Source organism: Delftia sp. GW456-R20, assembly GCF_001622915.1.
Classification (GTDB): domain Bacteria; phylum Pseudomonadota; class Gammaproteobacteria; order Burkholderiales; family Burkholderiaceae_C; genus Comamonas; species Comamonas acidovorans.
On record NZ_LWCN01000004.1, the window covers coordinates 1,833,887 to 1,851,698 of the forward strand.

The window sequence follows — 17,812 nt, forward strand, 5'->3', positions numbered from 1 at the left end:
GGCTTTCTCCTTGTGGTGGCCTGCGGCGCTCAGGCCGCAGGCCCTGCCATGGCCTGGCTGCCCTTTTTCACGGCGGCCACGATGTTCTGGTAGCCCGTGCAGCGGCACAGGTTGCCCTCCAGCGCCTCGCGGATCTCGCGATCGCCCGCGCACGGCTGACGCTGGCACAGGTCCACGGCGCTCATGACCATGCCCGGCGTGCAAAAGCCGCATTGCAGCCCGTGGCACTCCTTGAAGGCCGCCTGCATGGGGTGCAGGCCGCCGTCGATATCCGCCAGCCCTTCGATGGTGCGCACCTCGCAGCCCTCGGCCTGCACGGCCAGCATGGCGCATGACTTGACGGCGTGGCCGTCGACGATGACGGTGCAGGCCCCGCACTGGCTGGTGTCGCAGCCCACATGCGTGCCGGTCAGGCGCAGGTGCTCGCGCAGCGCATGCACGAGCAAGGTGTTGGGCGGAACGTCGATGCGCTGCGCGCGCCCGTTGACGGTGAGCTGGACATTCATCGTGCTGTCTCCTGCCTGTGATCGGCGGTGATCTGGAACGTGGGGGAACGCCGGGAACCTCGCCTGCCATGGTCGCCCTGCCCGCAGGCGCCCGTTCTAGGGTTGACCCGCAAGCCCGGGCCGGGCGGCGCGGATATTCTCAAAATGACACAGTTGCCTGCGCAGCCTCCGCCATCAGCGGCCGGGTCTTCGCCTGCGCCCGCTTCTGCGCCCCGCTTATGCACCCGCCTGCCAGCCCGTTCGCAATCCCTTGCCAGCCAGCCACAGGAGTTCCCGCCCCATGTTCGCCCTGAGCCCCGACGCCGCGCAGCCCTGCCCCGCCGATCCGCGCCACCAGCAGGTCGCCCGGGCCCGCGGCCTGGCTTTCGGCGATCAGGTGCTGGCCGGCTCACCGCCCGGCATCGCACCCTGGCTGTGGCGCTCCTGGCAGCGCTGCCTGGCGGCAGGCCGGCGCCCGGACGAGCGCGTGGTCTACGAAGCATTGGGGCCGCATGCGCTGCGCCAGACCCGTGATGGCCATGAGCTGCTGCTGCAGGCCGCGCGCCCCGTGATGGCCCAGCTGGTGGGTGCCGTGGGCGCCATGCACTACTTCAGCCTGCTGACCGATGCACGCGGCACGGTGCTGGAGGTGCAGGGGCCGCTGGAGCGCAGCGACATCCGCGTGCAGGCCATCGCCCGCGTGGGCGTGGACCTGTCCGAGCAGGGCGTGGGCACCACGGCCATTGGCGCGGCCCTGGCCGAGCACAGCCCCGTCTGGCTGCACCGGGCAGAGCATTTCTTCGAGGCCAACCGCCACTACAGCTGCGCGGGTGCGCCGCTGTCCGGCCCGGACGGCCGCTGCCTGGGCATGCTGGACATCACGGGCGTGGACGTGCCGGAGCGGCCCGAACTCATGCACCTGGCGCTGCGCTGCGCCCGCGCCATCGAGGACCGGCTGCTGCGCGCCCTGCCCCATGCCCTGCTGCTGCACCTGAACTGGCCCGGCGGGCCGCTGGGCCAGGAGGGCGAAGGCCTGCTGGCCGTGGACGCCGAAGGGCATGTGGCGGGCAGCAATACCCTGGCCCGCCAGCTCGTGCCCCAGCCGCTGTCGCTGCCGGGCCAGCCGCTGCACTGCAGCGAACTGCTGGCCATGCCCTGGACGGCGCTGGTGGACCATGCGCGCCAGCGCCCCAACGAGCCGCTGCGCCTGCCGCTGTGGTCGGGCCTGCGGCTGCAGGCCCTGGTGCAGCCCGGCCCCCAGCTGCGCCAGCTGCTGCCTGCGCTGGGCACGGCAGCGCTGGCCACCGCCGCCCAGCCCAGCACGCTGCGCGCCAGCGAGGGCGTGCTGATCGAGCAGGCCCTGCAGGACGCCCAGGGCAATGTGACCCGGGCCGCCCGCGCGCTGGGCATCAGCCGCGCCACGCTGTACCGCAAACTGGGGGCCCGCAAGCCGGTTTCACCGCCCTGAAGGCCGGTTTACTGGGGTTCCTACCGATTTCTTAGGGGGTGGATACGGCCGCGAACCCTGGCGGGTCTTCGTAAAATCCAGGCTTTCCGGTCCAGGCGCCGACAAGAGCGCAGCGCACAGGCCTACAGGCCGCCGCTTGAAGGACCCCACAGCCTATCCTTTGGAGACACCATGCAGGCTCTATGCACAACACCCCAGTCCCACGGCGCAAGCCAGGCACCGGCACGCCCGGCACGTTCCACCGCTCCCGCGGGCGCAAGCCTCTCCATCTAGCCATCGGCCCCAGCGGGCCTATTTTTTTGTTCATACAAGGAGAGCAAGCGTGTCAGGACTCCTCAAATTCGCCATGGGCATGGACTGGGTATCCACCAAACTCAGCAAGGTCGCGGGCTGGGCCGTGCTCGCTGCCGCACTGATCTCCGCAGGCAATGCGGTCACGCGCTACGGGCTGGACATGAGCTCCAACGCCTGGCTGGAGATCCAGTGGTACCTGTTCGGCACCACGGTGATGCTGGGCGCGCCGCTGGTGCTCAAGCTCAACGAGCATGTGCGCGTGGACATCATCTACGGCAAGCTGCGCGGCAAGGGGCCGGTCTTCGTGGACCTGTTCGGCCTGATCTTCTTCCTGCTGCCGGTGATGGGCCTGCTCACCTGGCTGACCTGGCCCTTCTTCTGGAACATGTTCGTGACCAAGGAGATGTCCGGAAACATCGGCGGTCTGATCCGCTGGCCCGCCGGCCTGCTGCTACCCCTGGGCTTTGGCGCCATGTTCCTGCAGGGCGTGGCCGAGATCATCAAGCGCGTTGCCTATCTCAACGGCAGCTACGCGATGACGACGCACTACGAGAAGCCGGTTCAGTAACCCCGGCCCCGCTCCCACCGACTTCTCCAGGACGACACCAGAATGCACATGGAAAACTTTGCCCCGATCATGTTCACGGGGCTGATCGTGATCATGCTGATCGGCTTCCCCGTCGCGTTTTCGCTCGCGGCGCTGGGCCTGTTCAGCGGCTTCTTCGCCATCGAAATGGGTTGGTTCCCCGCCAACTTCATGTCCACCCTGCCGATCAACATGTTCGGCATCCTCTCCAATGACCTGCTGCTGGCCATCCCCTTCTTCACACTGATGGGCGCGGTGCTGGAGAAATGCGGCCTGGCCGAGGACATGCTCGACTCCATGGGTCAGCTGTTCGGCCCCGTGCGCGGCGGCCTGGGCTACTCGGTCATCATCGTGGGCTTCATCCTGGGCGCCATCACGGGCACCGTGGCCGGCCAGGTGATCGCCATGGCCATGATCTCGCTGCCGGTGATGATGCGCTATGGCTACAACATGCGCTACGCAACGGGCGTGCTGGCGGCCTCGGGCACCATCACGCAGCTGGTGCCGCCCTCGCTGGTGCTGATCGTCATGGCCGACCAGCTCGGCCGCTCGGTGGGTGACATGTACAAGGGCGCCTGGGGCCCGGCCATCCTGCAGGTGCTGATCTTCGCCATCTACACCTTCATCCTGGGCCGCATCCGCCCCGAGTACGTGCCCGGCCTGCCCCGCACGGCACGCACGCTGCACGGCTGGGCGCTGTGGGGCAAGTGCCTGCGCGGCATCATTCCCTCGGCCATCCTGATCTTTGCGGTGCTGGGCTCCATGGGCGGCCTGCCCTTCATGGACCATGCCATCGCCACGCCCACCGAAGCCGGCGCCATGGGCGCTGTGGGCTCGTTGATCCTGGCGGCCATCCACAAGCGCCTGAACTGGCAGCTGCTCAAGGAGGCCATGGACGGCACCATGCGCCTGACGGCCATGGTGGTCTTCATCCTGATCGGCTCGCGCGTGTTCTCGCTGGTGTTCCAGGGCGTGGACGGCGCCATCTGGATCGAGCACATGCTCACCGACCTGCCGGGCGGCCAGATCGGCTTCCTGATCGTGGTGAACATCTTCATCTTCTTCCTGGCGTTCTTCCTGGACTTCTTCGAGATCGCCTTCATCATCTTGCCCCTGCTGGGCCCGGTGGCGCACAAGCTGGGGATCGATCTGGTCTGGTTCGGCGTGCTGCTGTGCGTGAACATGCAGACCTCGTTCATGCACCCGCCCTTCGGCTTTGCGCTGTTCTACCTGCGCGGCATCTCGGACACGCTGTTCAAGGAAAAGCGCATTGACCGGCCCGTCAAGTCCAGCGACATCTACATGGGCTCCATTCCCTGGGTGGTGATGCAGCTGATCCTGGTGGCCATCGTGATCTTCTTCCCGCAGACCGTGACCGTCTTCCTCGACAAGGAGGTGGTCGTGGACCTGGACAAGGTCCAGCTGGAGATGCCGGCCGACATGCAGCCGCAGGGCGGCAGCATCGACCTGGACAATCCGTTCGGCGCGTCCGCAGATACACCGCCCGCCGATACGCCACCCGCTGACACGCCCGCAGCGCCCGATGCTGCACCGGCTCCGGCTGAACCGGCAGCGCCCGCGCAATGACGCAGGAGCCGTCCACTGCGGCGCTGGAAAGCGCCGCCTACCCTCCGCTGGTGCGCGTGATGGCCGTGGCCATCGTGCTTGCACTGGCGGCCTTCGCTGCCTGGTCGGCGCCCGCATTGAGCGATGCGCAATGGTCGTTCGCCAGCCTGAGCACCTATGCGCTGGCCGCCGTGCTCATCGCCTGGGTGGGCTGGTGGATGGTCTTCAGCCGCACCCGATACCAGGACGGCGAGCTGACCCAGACCTGGCTCTGGGACAAGCGCGTGCAGGCGCGCGAGGTGGCCACCTTCAAGATCGTGCACTGGCCCTGGCTGCAGGGCTTGGTGGCGCCGCGCATGCTGGTGCGAAGGCGCAACGGCTCCATCGCCTGGATGCATTCGGCCGACCCGCGCCTGCTGGTCGCCTTCGGCGAAGCCGTAGTGCAGCAAGGCATGCAGCCCGCAGCGGCACAAACCTGAAGCCGCGCCAAAGAAAAAGCCCCGCTGGTATTGCGCCAGCGGGGCTTTTTTGTCGCGCAGCAGGCCTTGCGGCCTGCCTGCGCTCACAGCTTCTGTTGCTGCATGAAGCGGTCGAAGGTGCCTTCGGTGAAGCGGAACCAGGCGTTCTGGTCGGCCAGGAACTTGGCGTAGTCGGTGTAGACCTTCTTCCACTCGGGATTGGTGTTGTTCAGGTCGGCATAGATCTGCTGGGCCGACTTGAAGGCGGCCGTCATCACGTCCTGCGTGAACGGGCGCAGCTTGGTGCCCGAGCCCACCAGCTGCTTGATGGCAACGGGGTTCTTGGCGTCGTACTTGGCCAGCATGGTCACGTGGGCGTGCGAGGCGGCAGCCTCCACCACGGCCTTGTATTCGGCCGGCAGGCCTTCCCAGGCCTTGGTGTTGATGTAGAAGTCCAGCTGCGGACCGCCTTCCCACCAGCCGGGGTAGTAGTAGAAGGGCGCGACCTTGTTGAAGCCCAGCTTCTGGTCGTCATAGGGACCCACCCATTCCAGCGCGTCGATCGTGCCCTTTTCCAGCGCGGGATAGAGGTCGGCGCCGGGGATGGACTGGGGGATCACACCGAAGGGCTCCAGCACCTTGCCCGCAAACGGGTTGGTGCGGAACTTCAGGCCCTTGAGGTCGGCGACCGACTTGATTTCCTTGCGAAACCAGCCGCCCATCTGCGCGCCCGTGTTGCCGCCGGGCAGGTTGATGATGTTGTACTTGGCGTAGAACTCGCGCATGAGCTTGAGGCCGTTGCCCTCGTACATCCATGCGTTCATCTGGCGGGCGTTCAGGCCGAAGGGAACAGCGCAGCCCAGGCAGAAGGTAGGGTCCTTGCCGTAGAAGTAGTAGGGAGCGGTGTGGGCCATTTCCACGGCCGCGCTCTGCACGCCGTCCACCACGCCGAAGGCCGGCATCAGTTCGCCGCCTGCGTGCACCGAGATCTGGAACTTGCCGCTGGTGGCTTCGCTAACCTTCTTGGAGAAGACTTCCGCCGTGCCGTAGATGGTGTCCAGGGACTTGGGGAAGCTCGATGCCAGGCGCCAGCGGATCGCCGCTTGCGCATGCACGGCGGGGGCTGCACCAGCAGCCAGGATGCCGGCGATACCGGCGTTTTTGAGGATGGAACGACGATCCACTTCACTCTCCTTGATGAACGGAATTTCTGGGCGGGCTGCCAATCTGTGTCAGCTTGTATGACCGCCTGAAAATGTACATGAGGAGAGGGCAGGCACCGCCCCCAAATGGGCTGTGCCTTCTAGGAACTTCTACCTACGAAACGCCCGCAACTCTCGCGCTCACAGCCGCACCACGCTCATGTAGCTGCTGTAGCGGAATTCGGAAAAACGGTCCCACAGCAGCTGGTCGCGCTGGAAGCTGCGCAGGCTGTGGTGGATCTTCTTGAACTGGGGTGACTTGGCGTCGTTCTCGGCCAGCACTTCCATGGAGGCCTTGAAGCCCGCATCCATGAAATCCTTGGGAAAGGCGCGCAGCTGGACCTTGTCGCCCAGCAGCTTCTTGAGGGCCCCAGGATTCAGCGCCACATAGCGCGAGGTCATCTCGCGCGCGGCCACGGCGGCAGCGGCATCGACCATGGCGCGGAACTCGGGCAGCAGCGACGCATAGGCCTTGGTGCTGATGAAGAAGGACAGCTCGGCGCCACCCTCCCACCAGCCCGGGTAGTAGTAGTAGGGGGCGACCTTGCTGAAGCCCAGCTTCTGGTCATCGTAGGGGCCGACGAATTCGGCCGCGTCCAGTGTGCCCTTCTCCAGTGCCTGGTAGGTGTCGCCCACGGGAATGTTGTGGGCGACCACGCCCAGCTTGTGCATGGTGTCGCCAAACAGGCCGCCGCCTAGGCGCATGCGCAGGCCCTTGAGATCGGACAGGGTCTTGATCTCCTTGCGGAACCAGCCGCCCATCTGCGTGCCGGTGTTGCCCGCGCTCAGGCTCTTGATGCCGTACTGGGCATAGAAGTCGTCCATGAGCTTGCGGCCGCCGCCGTGCTCCATCCAGGCGTCCATCTGGCGCGCGGTCAGGCCGAAGGGAATGGCGCAGCCCAGCGCGAAGATGTAGTCCTTGTCGGTGAAGTAGTAGGGTGCCGTCAGCGCCATCTCCACGGTGCCGTTCTGTATGCCATCGACGACGCCGAAGGCCGGCATCAGCTCGCCGGCCGGGTGCACGCTGACCTCGAACCGCCCGGCAGACAAGGCCTTGAGCGTGCGCGCAAAGGTCTCGGCCGAGCCCAGGATGGTGTCCAGCGACTTGGGAAAGCTCGCAGCCAGCCGCCAGCGCACCGTGCCTGCCGCCGCATCCTGCGCGTGGACTGCGGGTGCGGCCGCCGCTGCCAGCACGCCGGCCATGCCTGCATGTTTGATGAGTGAGCGACGGTCCATGGATGGCTCTCCCTGATGGCCTTTTTCAGCAAAAAAAACGCACGTCTGCACGTGCGTTCGCTACTGTAGCAGGCGCCAGCCCTGCCAACGGTCCCGCAGCGCGCCTGAAGAGGCTCCCGCAGGCCGCCCGGCGCCAGCTGGCGCGGCCTGCGGCGCATCTGACGGAAAGCTTGCGGGGCGCCAGCCCTGCTCAGGCTACCGCGCGCTCGGGTGCCAGATGGGCGCGCACCGAGGCCTCGATGCCCGCCGCATCCAGGCCCTGCAGGGCCAGCAGCTTGGCGGGATCGCCGTGCTCGATGAACTCGTCGGGCAGGCCCAGCTGCAGCAGCTGGCGCGTGATGCCGGCGGCCTGCAGCGACTCGGCCACGGCGCTGCCTGCGCCGCCCATGATGCAGCCCTCTTCCACGGTGACGATGAGCTCGTGCGTGGAGGCCACCTGGCGCAGCAGTTCCTCGTCCAGCGGCTTGGCCCAGCGCATGTTGACCACGGTGGCGTCCAGCGCCTCGGCCGCGGCCAGGGCCGGGTACAGCAGGGTGCCGAAGGCCAGGATGGCGACCTGCTTCTTGGCAGACTCGCGGCGCACCTCGCCCTTGCCGAAGGGCAGGCCCTCCAGGCTCTCCAGTGGGGCCACACCCACGCCCGCCCCACGCGGGTAGCGCACGGCCACGGGATGGTCCTGCTCGTAGGCGGTGGTGAGCAGCTGGCGGCATTCGCGCTCGTCGGCCGGGCAGGCCATGCTCATGTGCGGAATGCAGCGCACGAAGGCGATGTCATACGCACCTGCGTGCGTGGCGCCATCGGCGCCGACCAGGCCCGCGCGGTCCAGCGCAAAGACCACGGGCAGCTTTTGCAGCGCCACGTCGTGGATCAACTGGTCGTAGCCGCGCTGCAGGAAGGTCGAATAGATGGCGACCACGGGCTTGAGGCCCTCGCAGGCCATGCCGGCCGCGAAGGTGACCGCATGCTGCTCGGCAATGCCCACGTCGTAGTAGCGGCCCGGAAAGCGCTTGTGGAATTCCACCATGCCCGAGCCCTCGCGCATGGCGGGGGTGATGCCCACCAGGCGCTGGTCCTTGTCCGCCATGTCGCACAGCCAATGGCCGAAGACCTGGGTGAAGGTCTGCTTCGGGGGCGTGGCCGGCTTGACCAGGCCCACGCTGGGATCGAACTTGCCGGGGCCGTGGTAGGCCACGGGATCGGCCTCGGCCAGCTTGTAGCCCTGGCCCTTCTTGGTGACCACGTGCAGGAACTGCGGGCCCTTGAGGCTCTTGATGTTCTCCAGCGTGGGGATCAGCGAATCGAGGTCATGCCCGTCGATGGGGCCGATGTAGTTGAAGCCGAAGTTCTCGAACAGCGTGGCCGGCACGACCATGCCCTTGGCCTGCTGCTCCAGCCGCTTGGCCAGCTCCAGCAGCGGAGGCACCTGTTTGAGCACGCTCTTGCCCATGTCGCGCGCCTTGGCGTAGAACTGCCCGCTCATGAGCTGGGCCAGGTAGCGGTTGAGCGCGCCCACGGGCGGGCTGATGCTCATGTCGTTGTCGTTGAGGATGACCAGCAGGTTGGCATCGGTCACGCCGGCGTTGTTCAGCGCCTCGAAAGCCATGCCAGCCGTCATGGCGCCGTCGCCGATGACGGCGATGGCGCGGCGGTCCTCGCCCTTTTGCTTGGCAGCCAGGGCCATGCCCAGGGCGGCCGAGATGCTGGTGGAGGAGTGCGCCGTGCCGAAGGTGTCGTACGGGCTCTCGGCGCGCTGCGGAAAGCCCGACAGGCCGCCGAACTGGCGCAGCGAGGCCATGCGCTCGCGCCGGCCCGTGAGGATCTTGTGCGGATAGGTCTGGTGGCCCACGTCCCAGACCACGCGGTCGTAGGGCGTGTCGAACACCGCATGCAGCGCCACCGTCAGCTCCACCGTGCCCAGGTTGGAACTCAGATGCCCGCCGGTCTTGGAGACGCTGTCGAGCACATAGGCACGCAGTTGCTGGGCCAGGGTCTTGAGTTCGGCACGCGACAGACGCCTCAGATCCGCGGGATCGTCGATGGTCTGCAGCAGGGAGTAGGTGTTCGTGGTCATGCTAGGTATCTTGGAGCGGCAAGGCCGCGGTCCGTATTGTCAGTGGGTGCGGCTCACGACCATGTCGGCCAGTGCCGCCAGGGCCCGCGTGTCCGGCAGGCCGCTGCGCGCCAGCGCCGCGTGCGCCAGGGCGCACAGCTCGTCGGCATGGGCGCGGGCCTGGTCCAGGCCCAGCAGCGAGACGTAGGTCGGCTTGTCGTTGGCCGCGTCCTTGCCGGCCGTCTTGCCCAGGGTGGCCGAGTCGGCCACCACGTCGAGGATGTCATCCACCACCTGGAAGGCCACGCCCAGCGCCTGCCCGTAGTCGGACAGCGCCTGCCAGGCCTGGGCATCCACGCCCTCCTTGCAGGCCGCGCCCATGAGCACGCTGGCATGCAGCAGGGCGCCGGTCTTGAGGCGGTGCATCTCGCGCAGCTGGGCCTCGCTCAGTTGCAGGCCCACGCTGGCCAGGTCGATGGCCTGGCCACCGGCCATGCCCTGCGCGCCTGCGGCACGGCCCAGCAGCCGGCACAGCCGCGCCTGCAGGGCGTCAGGCATGCTGCCGGCCTGATCGGGCTCGGGAACGAGCAGCTCGAAGGCCAGCGCCTGCAGCGCATCGCCAGCCAGCAGGGCCGAGGCTTCGCCGAACTGCACATGCACCGTGGGCTTGCCACGGCGCAGCACGTCGTTGTCCATGCAGGGCATGTCGTCGTGCACCAGCGAATAGGCATGGATCAGCTCCACCGCGCAGCCGGCACGCACGGCCGCGGGCTGCAGGCCATCGACGGCCTCCGCGGCGGCCCAGACCAGCAGCGGGCGCAGGCGCTTGCCGCCATCGAGCACGGCGTAGCGCATGGCCTCGCCCAGGCCCGCAGGCGCATCCACGCCCACCCATTGCGACAGCGCGCTTTCGGTGCGCGCCAGGCGATCGGTCATCCAGCAGGGGAAATCCAGCGCGCCGGGGCCGGTCGGCTGGGAAACATCGGAAGCGCAAGTCATCACGGCACTCATGGCAATCTTCAATCCTGGCTCCACGGGGCCAGCGTCCCCTCGTCAAGCACCTTGACCTGTTCCTGCACCGCGTCGAGCTGGCCGCGGCAATAGCCGAGCAGCTGCGCCGCGCGCTGGTAGCCTGTCAGCATCTGCTCCAGAGGCAGCTGGCCCGACTCGATCTGCGCGATGAGCTGCTCCAGCTCCTGCAGCGCGGATTCGTAACTGGTGGGCTCGGCAAGAGCCTTGGGAGCAGCCTTGGGCATGGTGCGATGGCGGTGCGTTGTGGGGAACCGACGATTCTAGGCGCCCCTCCATGACCGTGCCGCCAATAACCGGACAGCCCTTGACAGGCGGCATCCGGCGCGCGCAATACACGTACCGGGCATCCGGAAATAACCCCACGGGCTATAATCCCATTCCCCGTCAAACCGGCCCTTTGCCTGGGCATACGGTCGGGCTCATCGACAAGAGACAGCGCCTCGGGCGCCGCTTCTTTTCACGTCGTGAAGCCTGCCTCCATGTCCAGGAACGGCCGGTTTTGCTTTTTCCAATCCCGTGCGCACGCGCACCCTCCCTGTGGGGAGTCTTTAGGTCAGGTCACCCATGTCTGATTTAAGTCTTCAACTGCAGCAGGCCGCAAGCCAACTACCAGTTTCCAGTTACTTCGACCCTGCGTTGTTCCAGCGCGAGTTGGAGACCATCTTTCAACGCGGCCCGCGCTACGTGGGCCACCAACTGGCCGTTCCCGAGATAGGCGACTACTACGCCCTGCCCCAGGAAAAGGAAGGCCGTGCGCTGGTGCGCAATGCCAGGGGGCAGGTGGAGTTGATCTCCAACGTCTGCCGCCACCGCCAGGCCGTGATGCTCAAGGGCCGGGGCAATCTGATGACCGAAGGCAAGGGCCATGCGGGGGGCAACATCGTCTGCCCGCTGCACCGCTGGACCTACAGCACCAGCGGCGAGCTGCTGGGCGCACCGCACTTCAGCCACGATCCCTGCCTGAACCTGAACAACTACCGGCTGCGCGAGTGGAACGGCCTGCTGTTCGAGGACAACGGCCGCGACATCGAGGCCGACCTCGCCGGCATGAAGCTGCGCGAGCAGCTGAGCTTCGAGGGCTTCGTGCTCGACCATGTCGAGATGCACGAGTGCAACTACAACTGGAAGACCTTCATCGAGGTCTACCTCGAGGACTACCACGTGGGCCCCTTCCACCCGGGCCTGGGCAACTTCGTGACCTGCGACGACCTGCAGTGGGAGTTTGCCAAGGAGTACTCGGTGCAGACCGTGGGCGTGGCGCCCGGCTTTGCCCAGCCCGGCTCGGACACCTACAGGAAGTGGCACGACGTGCTGCTGGCCTACCGCAACGGCGAGCTACCCGAACGCGGCGCGATCTGGCTGACCTACTACCCCCACATCATGGTGGAGTGGTATCCGCACGTGCTCACGGTCTCGACCCTGCACCCGCTGGCGGTGGACCGGACGCTGAACGTGGTCGAGTTCTACTACCCCGAAGAGATCGCGGCCTTCGAGCCCGAATTCGTGCAGGCGCAAAAGGCCGCCTACATGGAGACCTGCATCGAGGACGACGAGATCGGCGAGCGCATGGACGCCGGCCGCAGGGCACTGTATGAGCGCGGCGACAACGAGGTCGGCCCCTACCAGAGCCCCATGGAAGACGGCATGCAGCACTTCCATGAGTGGTATCGCGGCGTGATGGGTGACGCAGTCCCCGCACGCTGATCTGCTCCGGCTCTCCCGACGGCCCGCATTCGTGCGGGCCGTCTGCATTGGGCGGTCTGCATCGGGCCGCTTGCATTGGGTCGTCTGCATTGAACGGCAGGCCTGCTGCCCAGCTCCTCTGAATGCAAGCGCCCTGATGTGCCCAATGGGCAGGGCTGGCGGCGGCAATGCATCCCGAGGCAAGTCCAATGTCTTGGCTTATGCAATACAGTTCCTTGCGCGTGTCCCTGCCACGGCCCTGGGCCGTACGCAGCCAGGCGGCATGCGCCAAAAACAAAACCCAACCCTTTTCTCGTCCAGCGCCGCGGTCCTTGTGCGGCTCTATCCGGTCATTTATATGCAAGCCCTGTGGATGGTGGCGGCCGCATTCGTCTTTGCGGTCATGAGTGTGTGTGTGAAGTTCGCCTCCCAGGATTTCAACGCGGCGGAAATCGTCTTCTACCGCGGACTGGTCAGCATGGTGGCGCTGTGGTGGCTGGCGCGCCACCAGGGCATCTCGCTGGCCACGCGCTACCCGCGCGAGCATGCCTGGCGCAGCTTCGTGGGCGTGACTTCCATGGGCGCCTGGTTCTACTCCATCGGCCATCTGCCGCTGGCCACGGCGGCCACGTTCAACTCCATGAGCAGCATCTGGATGGCGGTCTTTCTGATCGGCCAGGGCCTGCTGCTGCGCCACCAGCTGCGCCGCCAACCCGAATCGCATGCGCTGCGCGCGCTGCCGCCGTTTCCCTGGAGCCTGGTCGCCACCGTGGCCCTGGGCTTCGTGGGCGTGATCCTGGTGCTGCGCCCCAGCGCGGCGCCGCAGGAATTCGTGGCCAGCGCGGGCGGCCTGATCGGCGGGGTGTTCGCCGCCATGGCCTATATGCAGGTGGCCACGCTGTCGCGCATGGGTGAGCCCGAGGCGCGCGTGGTCTTCTACTTCGCACTGGGCTCGGCCGTGGCCGGCGCCCTGGCCATGTGCTTCACGGGCGTGTCCGTCTGGCCGGGCTGGCGCGCGTTGTGGCTGCTGCCCGTGGGCGTGCTTGCCGCCGTGGCCCAGGTCTGCATGACGGCGGCCTACGCCTCGGCCAGCAACAGCCGCAACACCCTGGTCGTGGCCAACCTGCAGTATTCGGGCATCGTCTTCGCGGCCCTGCTGAGCCTGGCGATGTTCGGCGAAAGCGTGCCGCTGATCGGCTGGGCCGGCATTGGCCTGATCGTGGCCAGCGGCGCCCTGGCCACGGCCCTGCGTTCGCGCGGCTGACGCCGCCGGCCCGCATGGGGCCGTCGCATAATGGATCGGATCTTTTTGCCGCAGGCGCACCACCGCCTGCACAGGCCTTCGGAGTTCCGCATCCATGACTTCCAACACCACCTACCAGACCCACCAGACCCTGATCTCCGTCCAGGAGCTGGCCGCGCTGCAGGCCAGCGCCCGTCCGCTGATGGTCTTCGACTGCAGCTTCGACCTGACCCAGCCTGCGGCCGGCAAGGCCCAGTACCTGCAGGCCCATGTTCCAGGCGCCGTCTTCGCCGATCTGGACCATGACCTCAGTGCCAAGCATGGCGTGCCCGGCGCCCATGGCAGCGTGGCGGCCAGCGAGCAGGCCGCCTCAGGCGGCCGCCACCCGCTGCCCAACCGCGAACGCTTTGCCGTGTGGCTGTCCAGCATCGGTTTTTCCAACGACATGCAGGCCGTGGTCTATGACCGCAACGGCGCCAACTACTGCGGGCGCCTGTGGTGGATGCTGCAATGGGCCGGCCATGGCGATGTGGCCGTGCTCGACGGAGGCCTCCAGGCCTGGCAGGCCGCAGGCCAGCCCGTGGCATCGGGCGAGGAAAGCGCGCGCTTCCAGTCCAACTTCGAGCTGCGCGAGCCGCTGCAGCAACTGGCAACGGCGCAGCAGGTGCTCGATGCACTGGGCAGCGCAGGCCAGACCGTGGTCGATGCCCGCGCCCCGGCCCGCTACCGCGGGGAGGTCGAGCCGCTGGACCCTGTGGCCGGCCACATCCCGGGCGCGCTCAACCGGCCCTTCACCGAGAACATCGCTGCCGACGGCCGCTTCAAGCCTGCCGCCCTGCTGCGCGCGGAGTTCGAACAGCTGCTGGCAGGCCGCGATCCTTCCAGCGTGGTGCACCAGTGCGGCAGCGGCGTGAGCGCGCTGCCCAACCTGCTGGCCATGCGCATTGCGGGGCTGCCGCCTGCAAGGCTGTTCGCGGGCAGCTGGAGCGAGTGGTGCAGTGACCCGAAGAGGCCGGTGGAGCGCGGCTAATTCGGCTTATGCCTCCCCTTGGGGAGGCTGCACAATGACAGCACTGTGTCAAAAGGCCGACATGCAACTACACCACTGCAGCGGCCTGCTCCCAAGCCCCCAGACGGCGGGGCCCGAGCGAAATCGAGTCATCCAAACCTTGCTACAGATGTAAGGTAAATCTTACAAACGCCGTCTCACAACCAGACATCCAGCGCAGACCTGCCCCGACTTCAACGGCGAAGGGCCCTCCTCCACAATCCATCTCAACAGATCGCAACAGGTTGAACATCTTGTTTCTACCCGGGCGTTGCGGCTGCCGAGATGCAAAGGATGGTCCTATGAACAATGAACAGCTGCTTGCCGAAATCCGCGAAGCCAACCTCACTTACCTGATGCTGGCCCAGACCCTGATCCGCCAGGACAAGGCCGAAGCGGTGTTCCGCCTGGGACTGAACGAAGAATCGTGCGACCTGCTGGCCGCACTGTCGGCAGCCCAGGTGCTGAAGCTGGCCTCGCGCAACACCTTGCTCGCCAGCTTCCGGGTGGACGACGAAATGGTCTGGAGCTTGCTGACCAACCACAGCAGCAACAAGATCGGCAACGGTGCGACCAACACGCTGCACGCCAACATCCTGATGGCCAGCCGCGTCTCCGAAGTCCTCTGATCCGCCTGAAGAACTCTGGAGCCCGCCATGTCCACCCCCGCCAAAAGTGTCCTGAACGAGTCCAAGCAGATCGAGCGCGCCGCCATGCTCATCGAGATGGGTGCACGCATGCAGGTGCTCGAATCCGAGACCACGCTGTCCTACGAGCGCCTGATCCGCCTGTACAAGGAGATCGCAGGCAAGTCGCCTTCCAAGGGCCAGCTGCCGTTCTCGACCGACTGGTTCCTGACCTGGCAGGAGAACATCCACAGTTCGCTGTTCCTGAATATCTACGAATACCTGTCCAAGGGCGCCGAGCTGGATGCCGTTGAACAACTGACCAAGGCCTACCGTCTCTATACCGAGCAGATCCAGGCCGCCGAGCTGGAAGCGCTGCTGTCCTTCACCCGCGCATGGCGCCTGGTGAAGTTCGTCGACGCGCAGATGCTGACCCGTACCCAGTGCACGGTGTGCAAGGGCCAGTTCGTGACCGAGCCCTACGAGAACGAGCGCCACTACCAGTGCGGCCTGTGCAATCCGCCCGCACGCGCCGGCAAGAGCAAGAGCGCCGGCTCGCTGATGCTGCACTGATGATCTGCACTGCGCATCGCACCCGCGATGCCGCCACAGGAATCCAGGAATCTAGACCGTCCCGCCGCCTGCCCTGGCGGCGCAGTCCCTGGCGAACTGCGGCAGTTTCTCGCCTGGCAGGGCGCGGCTGAAGTACCAGCCCTGCACCAGCAGATCGCCCTCGAAGCCCAGGGCCTGCAACTGCGCCTCGGTCTCCACGCCCTCGGCCACCACGTTCAGCTGCAGCGCCTCGCAAAAGCGCAGCAGGCCGTCCAGCACCAGCTCGCCCTTGGCATGGCCGCTGGCCACGACGAAGCTGCGGTCGATCTTGATGGCATCCACATCGAACTGGTGCAGGTAGCTCATGGACGAGAAGCCGGTGCCGAAGTCATCGATGGACACCTTGGCGCCCAGCGCATGGATCTGCCCTATGGCGCGGCGGATCGCCTCCACGTCGCCCACCATTTCTTCCTCCGTGATCTCCACGCCGACCTGCCCCCTGGCCTGGGCCAGCAGCAGCATCAGGCGCGAGCAGTGCTCGGGCGAGGTCAACGTGGCACCCGACACATTGATGCTGATCGGCATGGCAAAGCCCTCCTGGCGCCAGTGCCGGCTCTGGCGCACGGCAGCGCCCGCCACCCACAGGTCCACCTCGCGCATCAGCCCCGCATCGGCCAGCCAGCGCAGGAAACTGCCGGGCTGCTGCAAGCGGCCCTGCGCGTCCCGCGCGCGCAGCAGGGCCTCGCAGCCCAGGCACAGGCCGCTGCGGTGCGAGACCTGGGGCTGGAATTCCAGGTGGAACTCGTACTCGCTGATGCGACGGATATGCGCCAGCATGGTCTCGCGCCGGGCCTGCGCCTGGTGCGCCTGCACCAGCGGATCGCGCACGATCAGGCCGGCCTCTTCGGGCAGGCGCGAGAACGTGGTGTCCAGCGCGTGCAGCACGATGGCACCGTCGTCCTGGCCCAGCCGGTCGATGGCCCGCACGTAGGGCGCATAGATCAGCGCCCCCAGGGCCGTCAATGCCAGTTGCAGCACCACGGCCGCCATGTCCCCGCCCGTGCTCACATAGGCATTGAAGACCACGGGCGCAGTCAGCGGCAGCACCATGGAGGCCGGTGCCACCCAGCCGGCCTGCACCACCGTGACGGCCACGACCAGGTTGATGGCGGGTACCGCGAGAAACGGCACGAGCAGGCGCAGGTTCAGGATGATCGGCAGCCCGAACAGCAGGATCTCGTTGACGTTGAGCAAGGAGATGGGCAGCGCCGCCAGCGCCAGCACGCGCAGGCCCCGCCCCCGGCAAAACAGCAGCACGGCCAGCGCCAGCGACAGCGTTGCACCGGAGCCGCCGATGAAGACGAAGGAGCCCATCAGCCCGCCGCTGAGCGCCCAGGGCGCCTGCAGCCCCTGCGCCACGGCGGCGGCATTGGCCACCACCGCCTGGTCCAGCACCTGGAAGAAGGGCTGCATGGCGTAGTAGCCCTGGACGCCGAAGAACCAGAGCACGGAATTGAGCAGTGCCAGCGTCAGCCCGCTGCGGTAGGGGTTCTCGGGGCCCGCGATGGCCAGCGGCAGTTCGGCCCGCGTGATATCCGGCAGCACCTGTTGCAGGCCCAGCAGCAGCAGCACGAGCAGCACGGCGACAAGGGCGCCGGGAACGACGAGGTTCATAACCTCGCGCACGTTCTCGCTCACGAAGCCGGTGCGCGCGATGCGCGTCCAGCGCAGCCGGCTCAGGCGCGCCATCAGGGGCACGGTGATCAGGGGGGAGGCGATGGAGATGAACAGCACCAGGGTGGCTGCCGCGCGCGGGTGCTCGCTCAGCAGATAGATGGCCATCTGCACATGCGCGAAGCACAGAAAGGTCACCGGCAGGCGCGGCAGCCGGTGGCGTATGGAGAGCATGTAGCCGATGGACGCGGCCACCAGCAGCGGCAGGATGCTGCCGATCTCCGCGTGCAGGCCCGCAAGCACCCGCACCACGGGTTCGGGCTGGCCGGACATCTGCGCCAGCGCCGACAGGATGAGGAACAGGGCCGAGACCAGCAGACAGGGAACCAGCCAGAGCAGGCCCTCGCGTATGGCCCGCATGGAGTTGGCGCCGGCCAGCCTGGCCAGGCGCTGTGTCAGGAACAGTTGCACGTCCGGAAAGCCGGCCCGTGACGTCTTGTTGCCCATGGCTCCCACCCTTTTCTTCCCGGCAGAAGTCAGGCGCTCCTGTCCGGAGCACATCGTACAACGCCGGCCGCAAAGGGCTGTTGCGGCCTCCAGAGAGCAGGA

General features: G+C 66.9%; 16 protein-coding genes. 9 read left to right on the forward strand and 7 right to left on the reverse strand.

The features are described 5' to 3' along the window. Positions 1 to 29: 29 nt before the first annotated feature. Positions 30 to 506, reverse strand: a complete 477-nt coding sequence (locus A4F85_RS13485) for a (2Fe-2S)-binding protein (RefSeq protein WP_013803615.1) — start codon at positions 504 to 506, stop codon at positions 30 to 32. Positions 507 to 786: 280 nt separating this feature from the next. On the opposite strand from A4F85_RS13485, the gene A4F85_RS13490 reads away from it, so the two are divergent. The 4 genes from A4F85_RS13490 (at position 787) to A4F85_RS13505 (ending at position 4,878) form a co-directional block, all read left to right on the forward strand. Further along, the gene (locus A4F85_RS13490) at positions 787 to 1,953 is read left to right on the forward strand and encodes a helix-turn-helix domain-containing protein (protein WP_063326874.1); all 1,167 of its coding nucleotides are present in this window, start codon (positions 787 to 789) and stop codon (positions 1,951 to 1,953) included. A gap of 322 nt (positions 1,954 to 2,275) precedes the next feature. Beyond that, positions 2,276 to 2,815: a TRAP transporter small permease subunit gene (locus A4F85_RS13495; RefSeq protein ID WP_013803617.1), complete on the forward strand. Its 540-nt coding sequence runs from the start codon at positions 2,276 to 2,278 to the stop codon at positions 2,813 to 2,815. Between the two features lie 42 nt (positions 2,816 to 2,857). Beyond that, complete coding sequence (locus A4F85_RS13500) at positions 2,858 to 4,420, forward strand: TRAP transporter large permease (RefSeq protein WP_013803618.1); 1,563 nt, start codon at positions 2,858 to 2,860, stop codon at positions 4,418 to 4,420. After that, complete coding sequence (locus A4F85_RS13505) at positions 4,417 to 4,878, forward strand: hypothetical protein (protein WP_013803619.1); 462 nt, start codon at positions 4,417 to 4,419, stop codon at positions 4,876 to 4,878. Before A4F85_RS13500 ends, A4F85_RS13505 begins: the two co-directional genes overlap by 4 nt. A gap of 83 nt (positions 4,879 to 4,961) precedes the next feature. Here A4F85_RS13505 and A4F85_RS13510 read toward each other — a convergent pair whose 3' ends face one another. The 5 genes from A4F85_RS13510 to xseB all read right to left on the reverse strand — a co-directional run bounded on the left by A4F85_RS13510 (position 4,962) and on the right by xseB (position 10,601). Further along, the gene (locus tag A4F85_RS13510) at positions 4,962 to 6,041 is read right to left on the reverse strand and encodes a TRAP transporter substrate-binding protein (RefSeq protein ID WP_013803620.1); all 1,080 of its coding nucleotides are present in this window, start codon (positions 6,039 to 6,041) and stop codon (positions 4,962 to 4,964) included. 159 nt (positions 6,042 to 6,200) lie between these two features. Beyond that, entirely contained in the window at positions 6,201 to 7,295 is a 1,095-nt protein-coding gene (gene dctP, locus A4F85_RS13515) for a TRAP transporter substrate-binding protein DctP (RefSeq protein WP_013803621.1), read from the reverse strand. A 190-nt stretch (positions 7,296 to 7,485) separates the two neighbouring features. Continuing rightward, the gene (gene dxs, locus A4F85_RS13520) at positions 7,486 to 9,366 is read right to left on the reverse strand and encodes a 1-deoxy-D-xylulose-5-phosphate synthase (RefSeq protein WP_034391284.1); all 1,881 of its coding nucleotides are present in this window, start codon (positions 9,364 to 9,366) and stop codon (positions 7,486 to 7,488) included. Between the two features lie 39 nt (positions 9,367 to 9,405). Then, positions 9,406 to 10,356, reverse strand: a complete 951-nt coding sequence (locus A4F85_RS13525) for a polyprenyl synthetase family protein (protein WP_063327978.1) — start codon at positions 10,354 to 10,356, stop codon at positions 9,406 to 9,408. Positions 10,357 to 10,364: 8 nt separating this feature from the next. Next, positions 10,365 to 10,601 carry an exodeoxyribonuclease VII small subunit gene (gene xseB, locus A4F85_RS13530; protein ID WP_012204163.1) on the reverse strand — a complete coding sequence of 79 codons (237 nt, stop codon included), beginning with the start codon at positions 10,599 to 10,601 and terminating at the stop codon, positions 10,365 to 10,367. 340 nt (positions 10,602 to 10,941) lie between these two features. On the opposite strand from xseB, the gene A4F85_RS13535 reads away from it, so the two are divergent. From A4F85_RS13535 to flhC, 5 genes are all read left to right on the forward strand, one after another. Beyond that, positions 10,942 to 12,081 carry an aromatic ring-hydroxylating oxygenase subunit alpha gene (locus A4F85_RS13535; RefSeq protein ID WP_063326875.1) on the forward strand — a complete coding sequence of 380 codons (1,140 nt, stop codon included), beginning with the start codon at positions 10,942 to 10,944 and terminating at the stop codon, positions 12,079 to 12,081. Between the two features lie 337 nt (positions 12,082 to 12,418). Next, positions 12,419 to 13,324 carry a DMT family transporter gene (locus A4F85_RS13540; RefSeq protein ID WP_063326876.1) on the forward strand — a complete coding sequence of 302 codons (906 nt, stop codon included), beginning with the start codon at positions 12,419 to 12,421 and terminating at the stop codon, positions 13,322 to 13,324. A 94-nt stretch (positions 13,325 to 13,418) separates the two neighbouring features. After that, positions 13,419 to 14,333 carry a sulfurtransferase gene (locus A4F85_RS13545; protein WP_063326877.1) on the forward strand — a complete coding sequence of 305 codons (915 nt, stop codon included), beginning with the start codon at positions 13,419 to 13,421 and terminating at the stop codon, positions 14,331 to 14,333. 320 nt (positions 14,334 to 14,653) lie between these two features. Continuing rightward, positions 14,654 to 14,980, forward strand: a complete 327-nt coding sequence (flhD, locus tag A4F85_RS13550) for a flagellar transcriptional regulator FlhD (RefSeq protein ID WP_012204159.1) — start codon at positions 14,654 to 14,656, stop codon at positions 14,978 to 14,980. Positions 14,981 to 15,007: 27 nt separating this feature from the next. Next, complete coding sequence (flhC, locus tag A4F85_RS13555; protein ID WP_012204158.1) at positions 15,008 to 15,550, forward strand: flagellar transcriptional regulator FlhC; 543 nt, start codon at positions 15,008 to 15,010, stop codon at positions 15,548 to 15,550. Between the two features lie 51 nt (positions 15,551 to 15,601). On the opposite strand, the gene A4F85_RS13560 is transcribed toward flhC, so the two are convergent. After that, complete coding sequence (locus A4F85_RS13560; protein WP_063326878.1) at positions 15,602 to 17,710, reverse strand: PTS sugar transporter subunit IIC/EAL domain-containing protein; 2,109 nt, start codon at positions 17,708 to 17,710, stop codon at positions 15,602 to 15,604. Positions 17,711 to 17,812: the final 102 nt, after the last annotated feature.

Excerpts from the sequence above, each read along its gene's own strand:
- A4F85_RS13485 (WP_013803615.1), bottom strand. The coding sequence starts at position 506 with ATGAATGTCCAGCTCACCGTCAACGGGCGCGCGCAGCGCATCGACGTT.
- A4F85_RS13490 (WP_063326874.1), top strand. The coding sequence starts at position 787 with ATGTTCGCCCTGAGCCCCGACGCCGCGCAGCCCTGCCCCGCCGATCCG.
- A4F85_RS13500 (WP_013803618.1), top strand. The coding sequence starts at position 2,858 with ATGCACATGGAAAACTTTGCCCCGATCATGTTCACGGGGCTGATCGTG.
- A4F85_RS13505 (WP_013803619.1), top strand. The coding sequence starts at position 4,417 with ATGACGCAGGAGCCGTCCACTGCGGCGCTGGAAAGCGCCGCCTACCCT.
- dctP (WP_013803621.1), bottom strand. The coding sequence starts at position 7,295 with ATGGACCGTCGCTCACTCATCAAACATGCAGGCATGGCCGGCGTGCTG.
- dxs (WP_034391284.1), bottom strand. The coding sequence starts at position 9,366 with ATGACCACGAACACCTACTCCCTGCTGCAGACCATCGACGATCCCGCG.
- A4F85_RS13525 (WP_063327978.1), bottom strand. The coding sequence starts at position 10,356 with ATGAGTGCCGTGATGACTTGCGCTTCCGATGTTTCCCAGCCGACCGGC.
- xseB (WP_012204163.1), bottom strand. The coding sequence starts at position 10,601 with ATGCCCAAGGCTGCTCCCAAGGCTCTTGCCGAGCCCACCAGTTACGAA.
- A4F85_RS13535 (WP_063326875.1), top strand. The coding sequence starts at position 10,942 with ATGTCTGATTTAAGTCTTCAACTGCAGCAGGCCGCAAGCCAACTACCA.
- A4F85_RS13540 (WP_063326876.1), top strand. The coding sequence starts at position 12,419 with ATGCAAGCCCTGTGGATGGTGGCGGCCGCATTCGTCTTTGCGGTCATG.
- A4F85_RS13545 (WP_063326877.1), top strand. The coding sequence starts at position 13,419 with ATGACTTCCAACACCACCTACCAGACCCACCAGACCCTGATCTCCGTC.
- flhD (WP_012204159.1), top strand. The coding sequence starts at position 14,654 with ATGAACAATGAACAGCTGCTTGCCGAAATCCGCGAAGCCAACCTCACT.
- flhC (WP_012204158.1), top strand. The coding sequence starts at position 15,008 with ATGTCCACCCCCGCCAAAAGTGTCCTGAACGAGTCCAAGCAGATCGAG.
- A4F85_RS13560 (WP_063326878.1), bottom strand. The coding sequence starts at position 17,710 with ATGGGCAACAAGACGTCACGGGCCGGCTTTCCGGACGTGCAACTGTTC.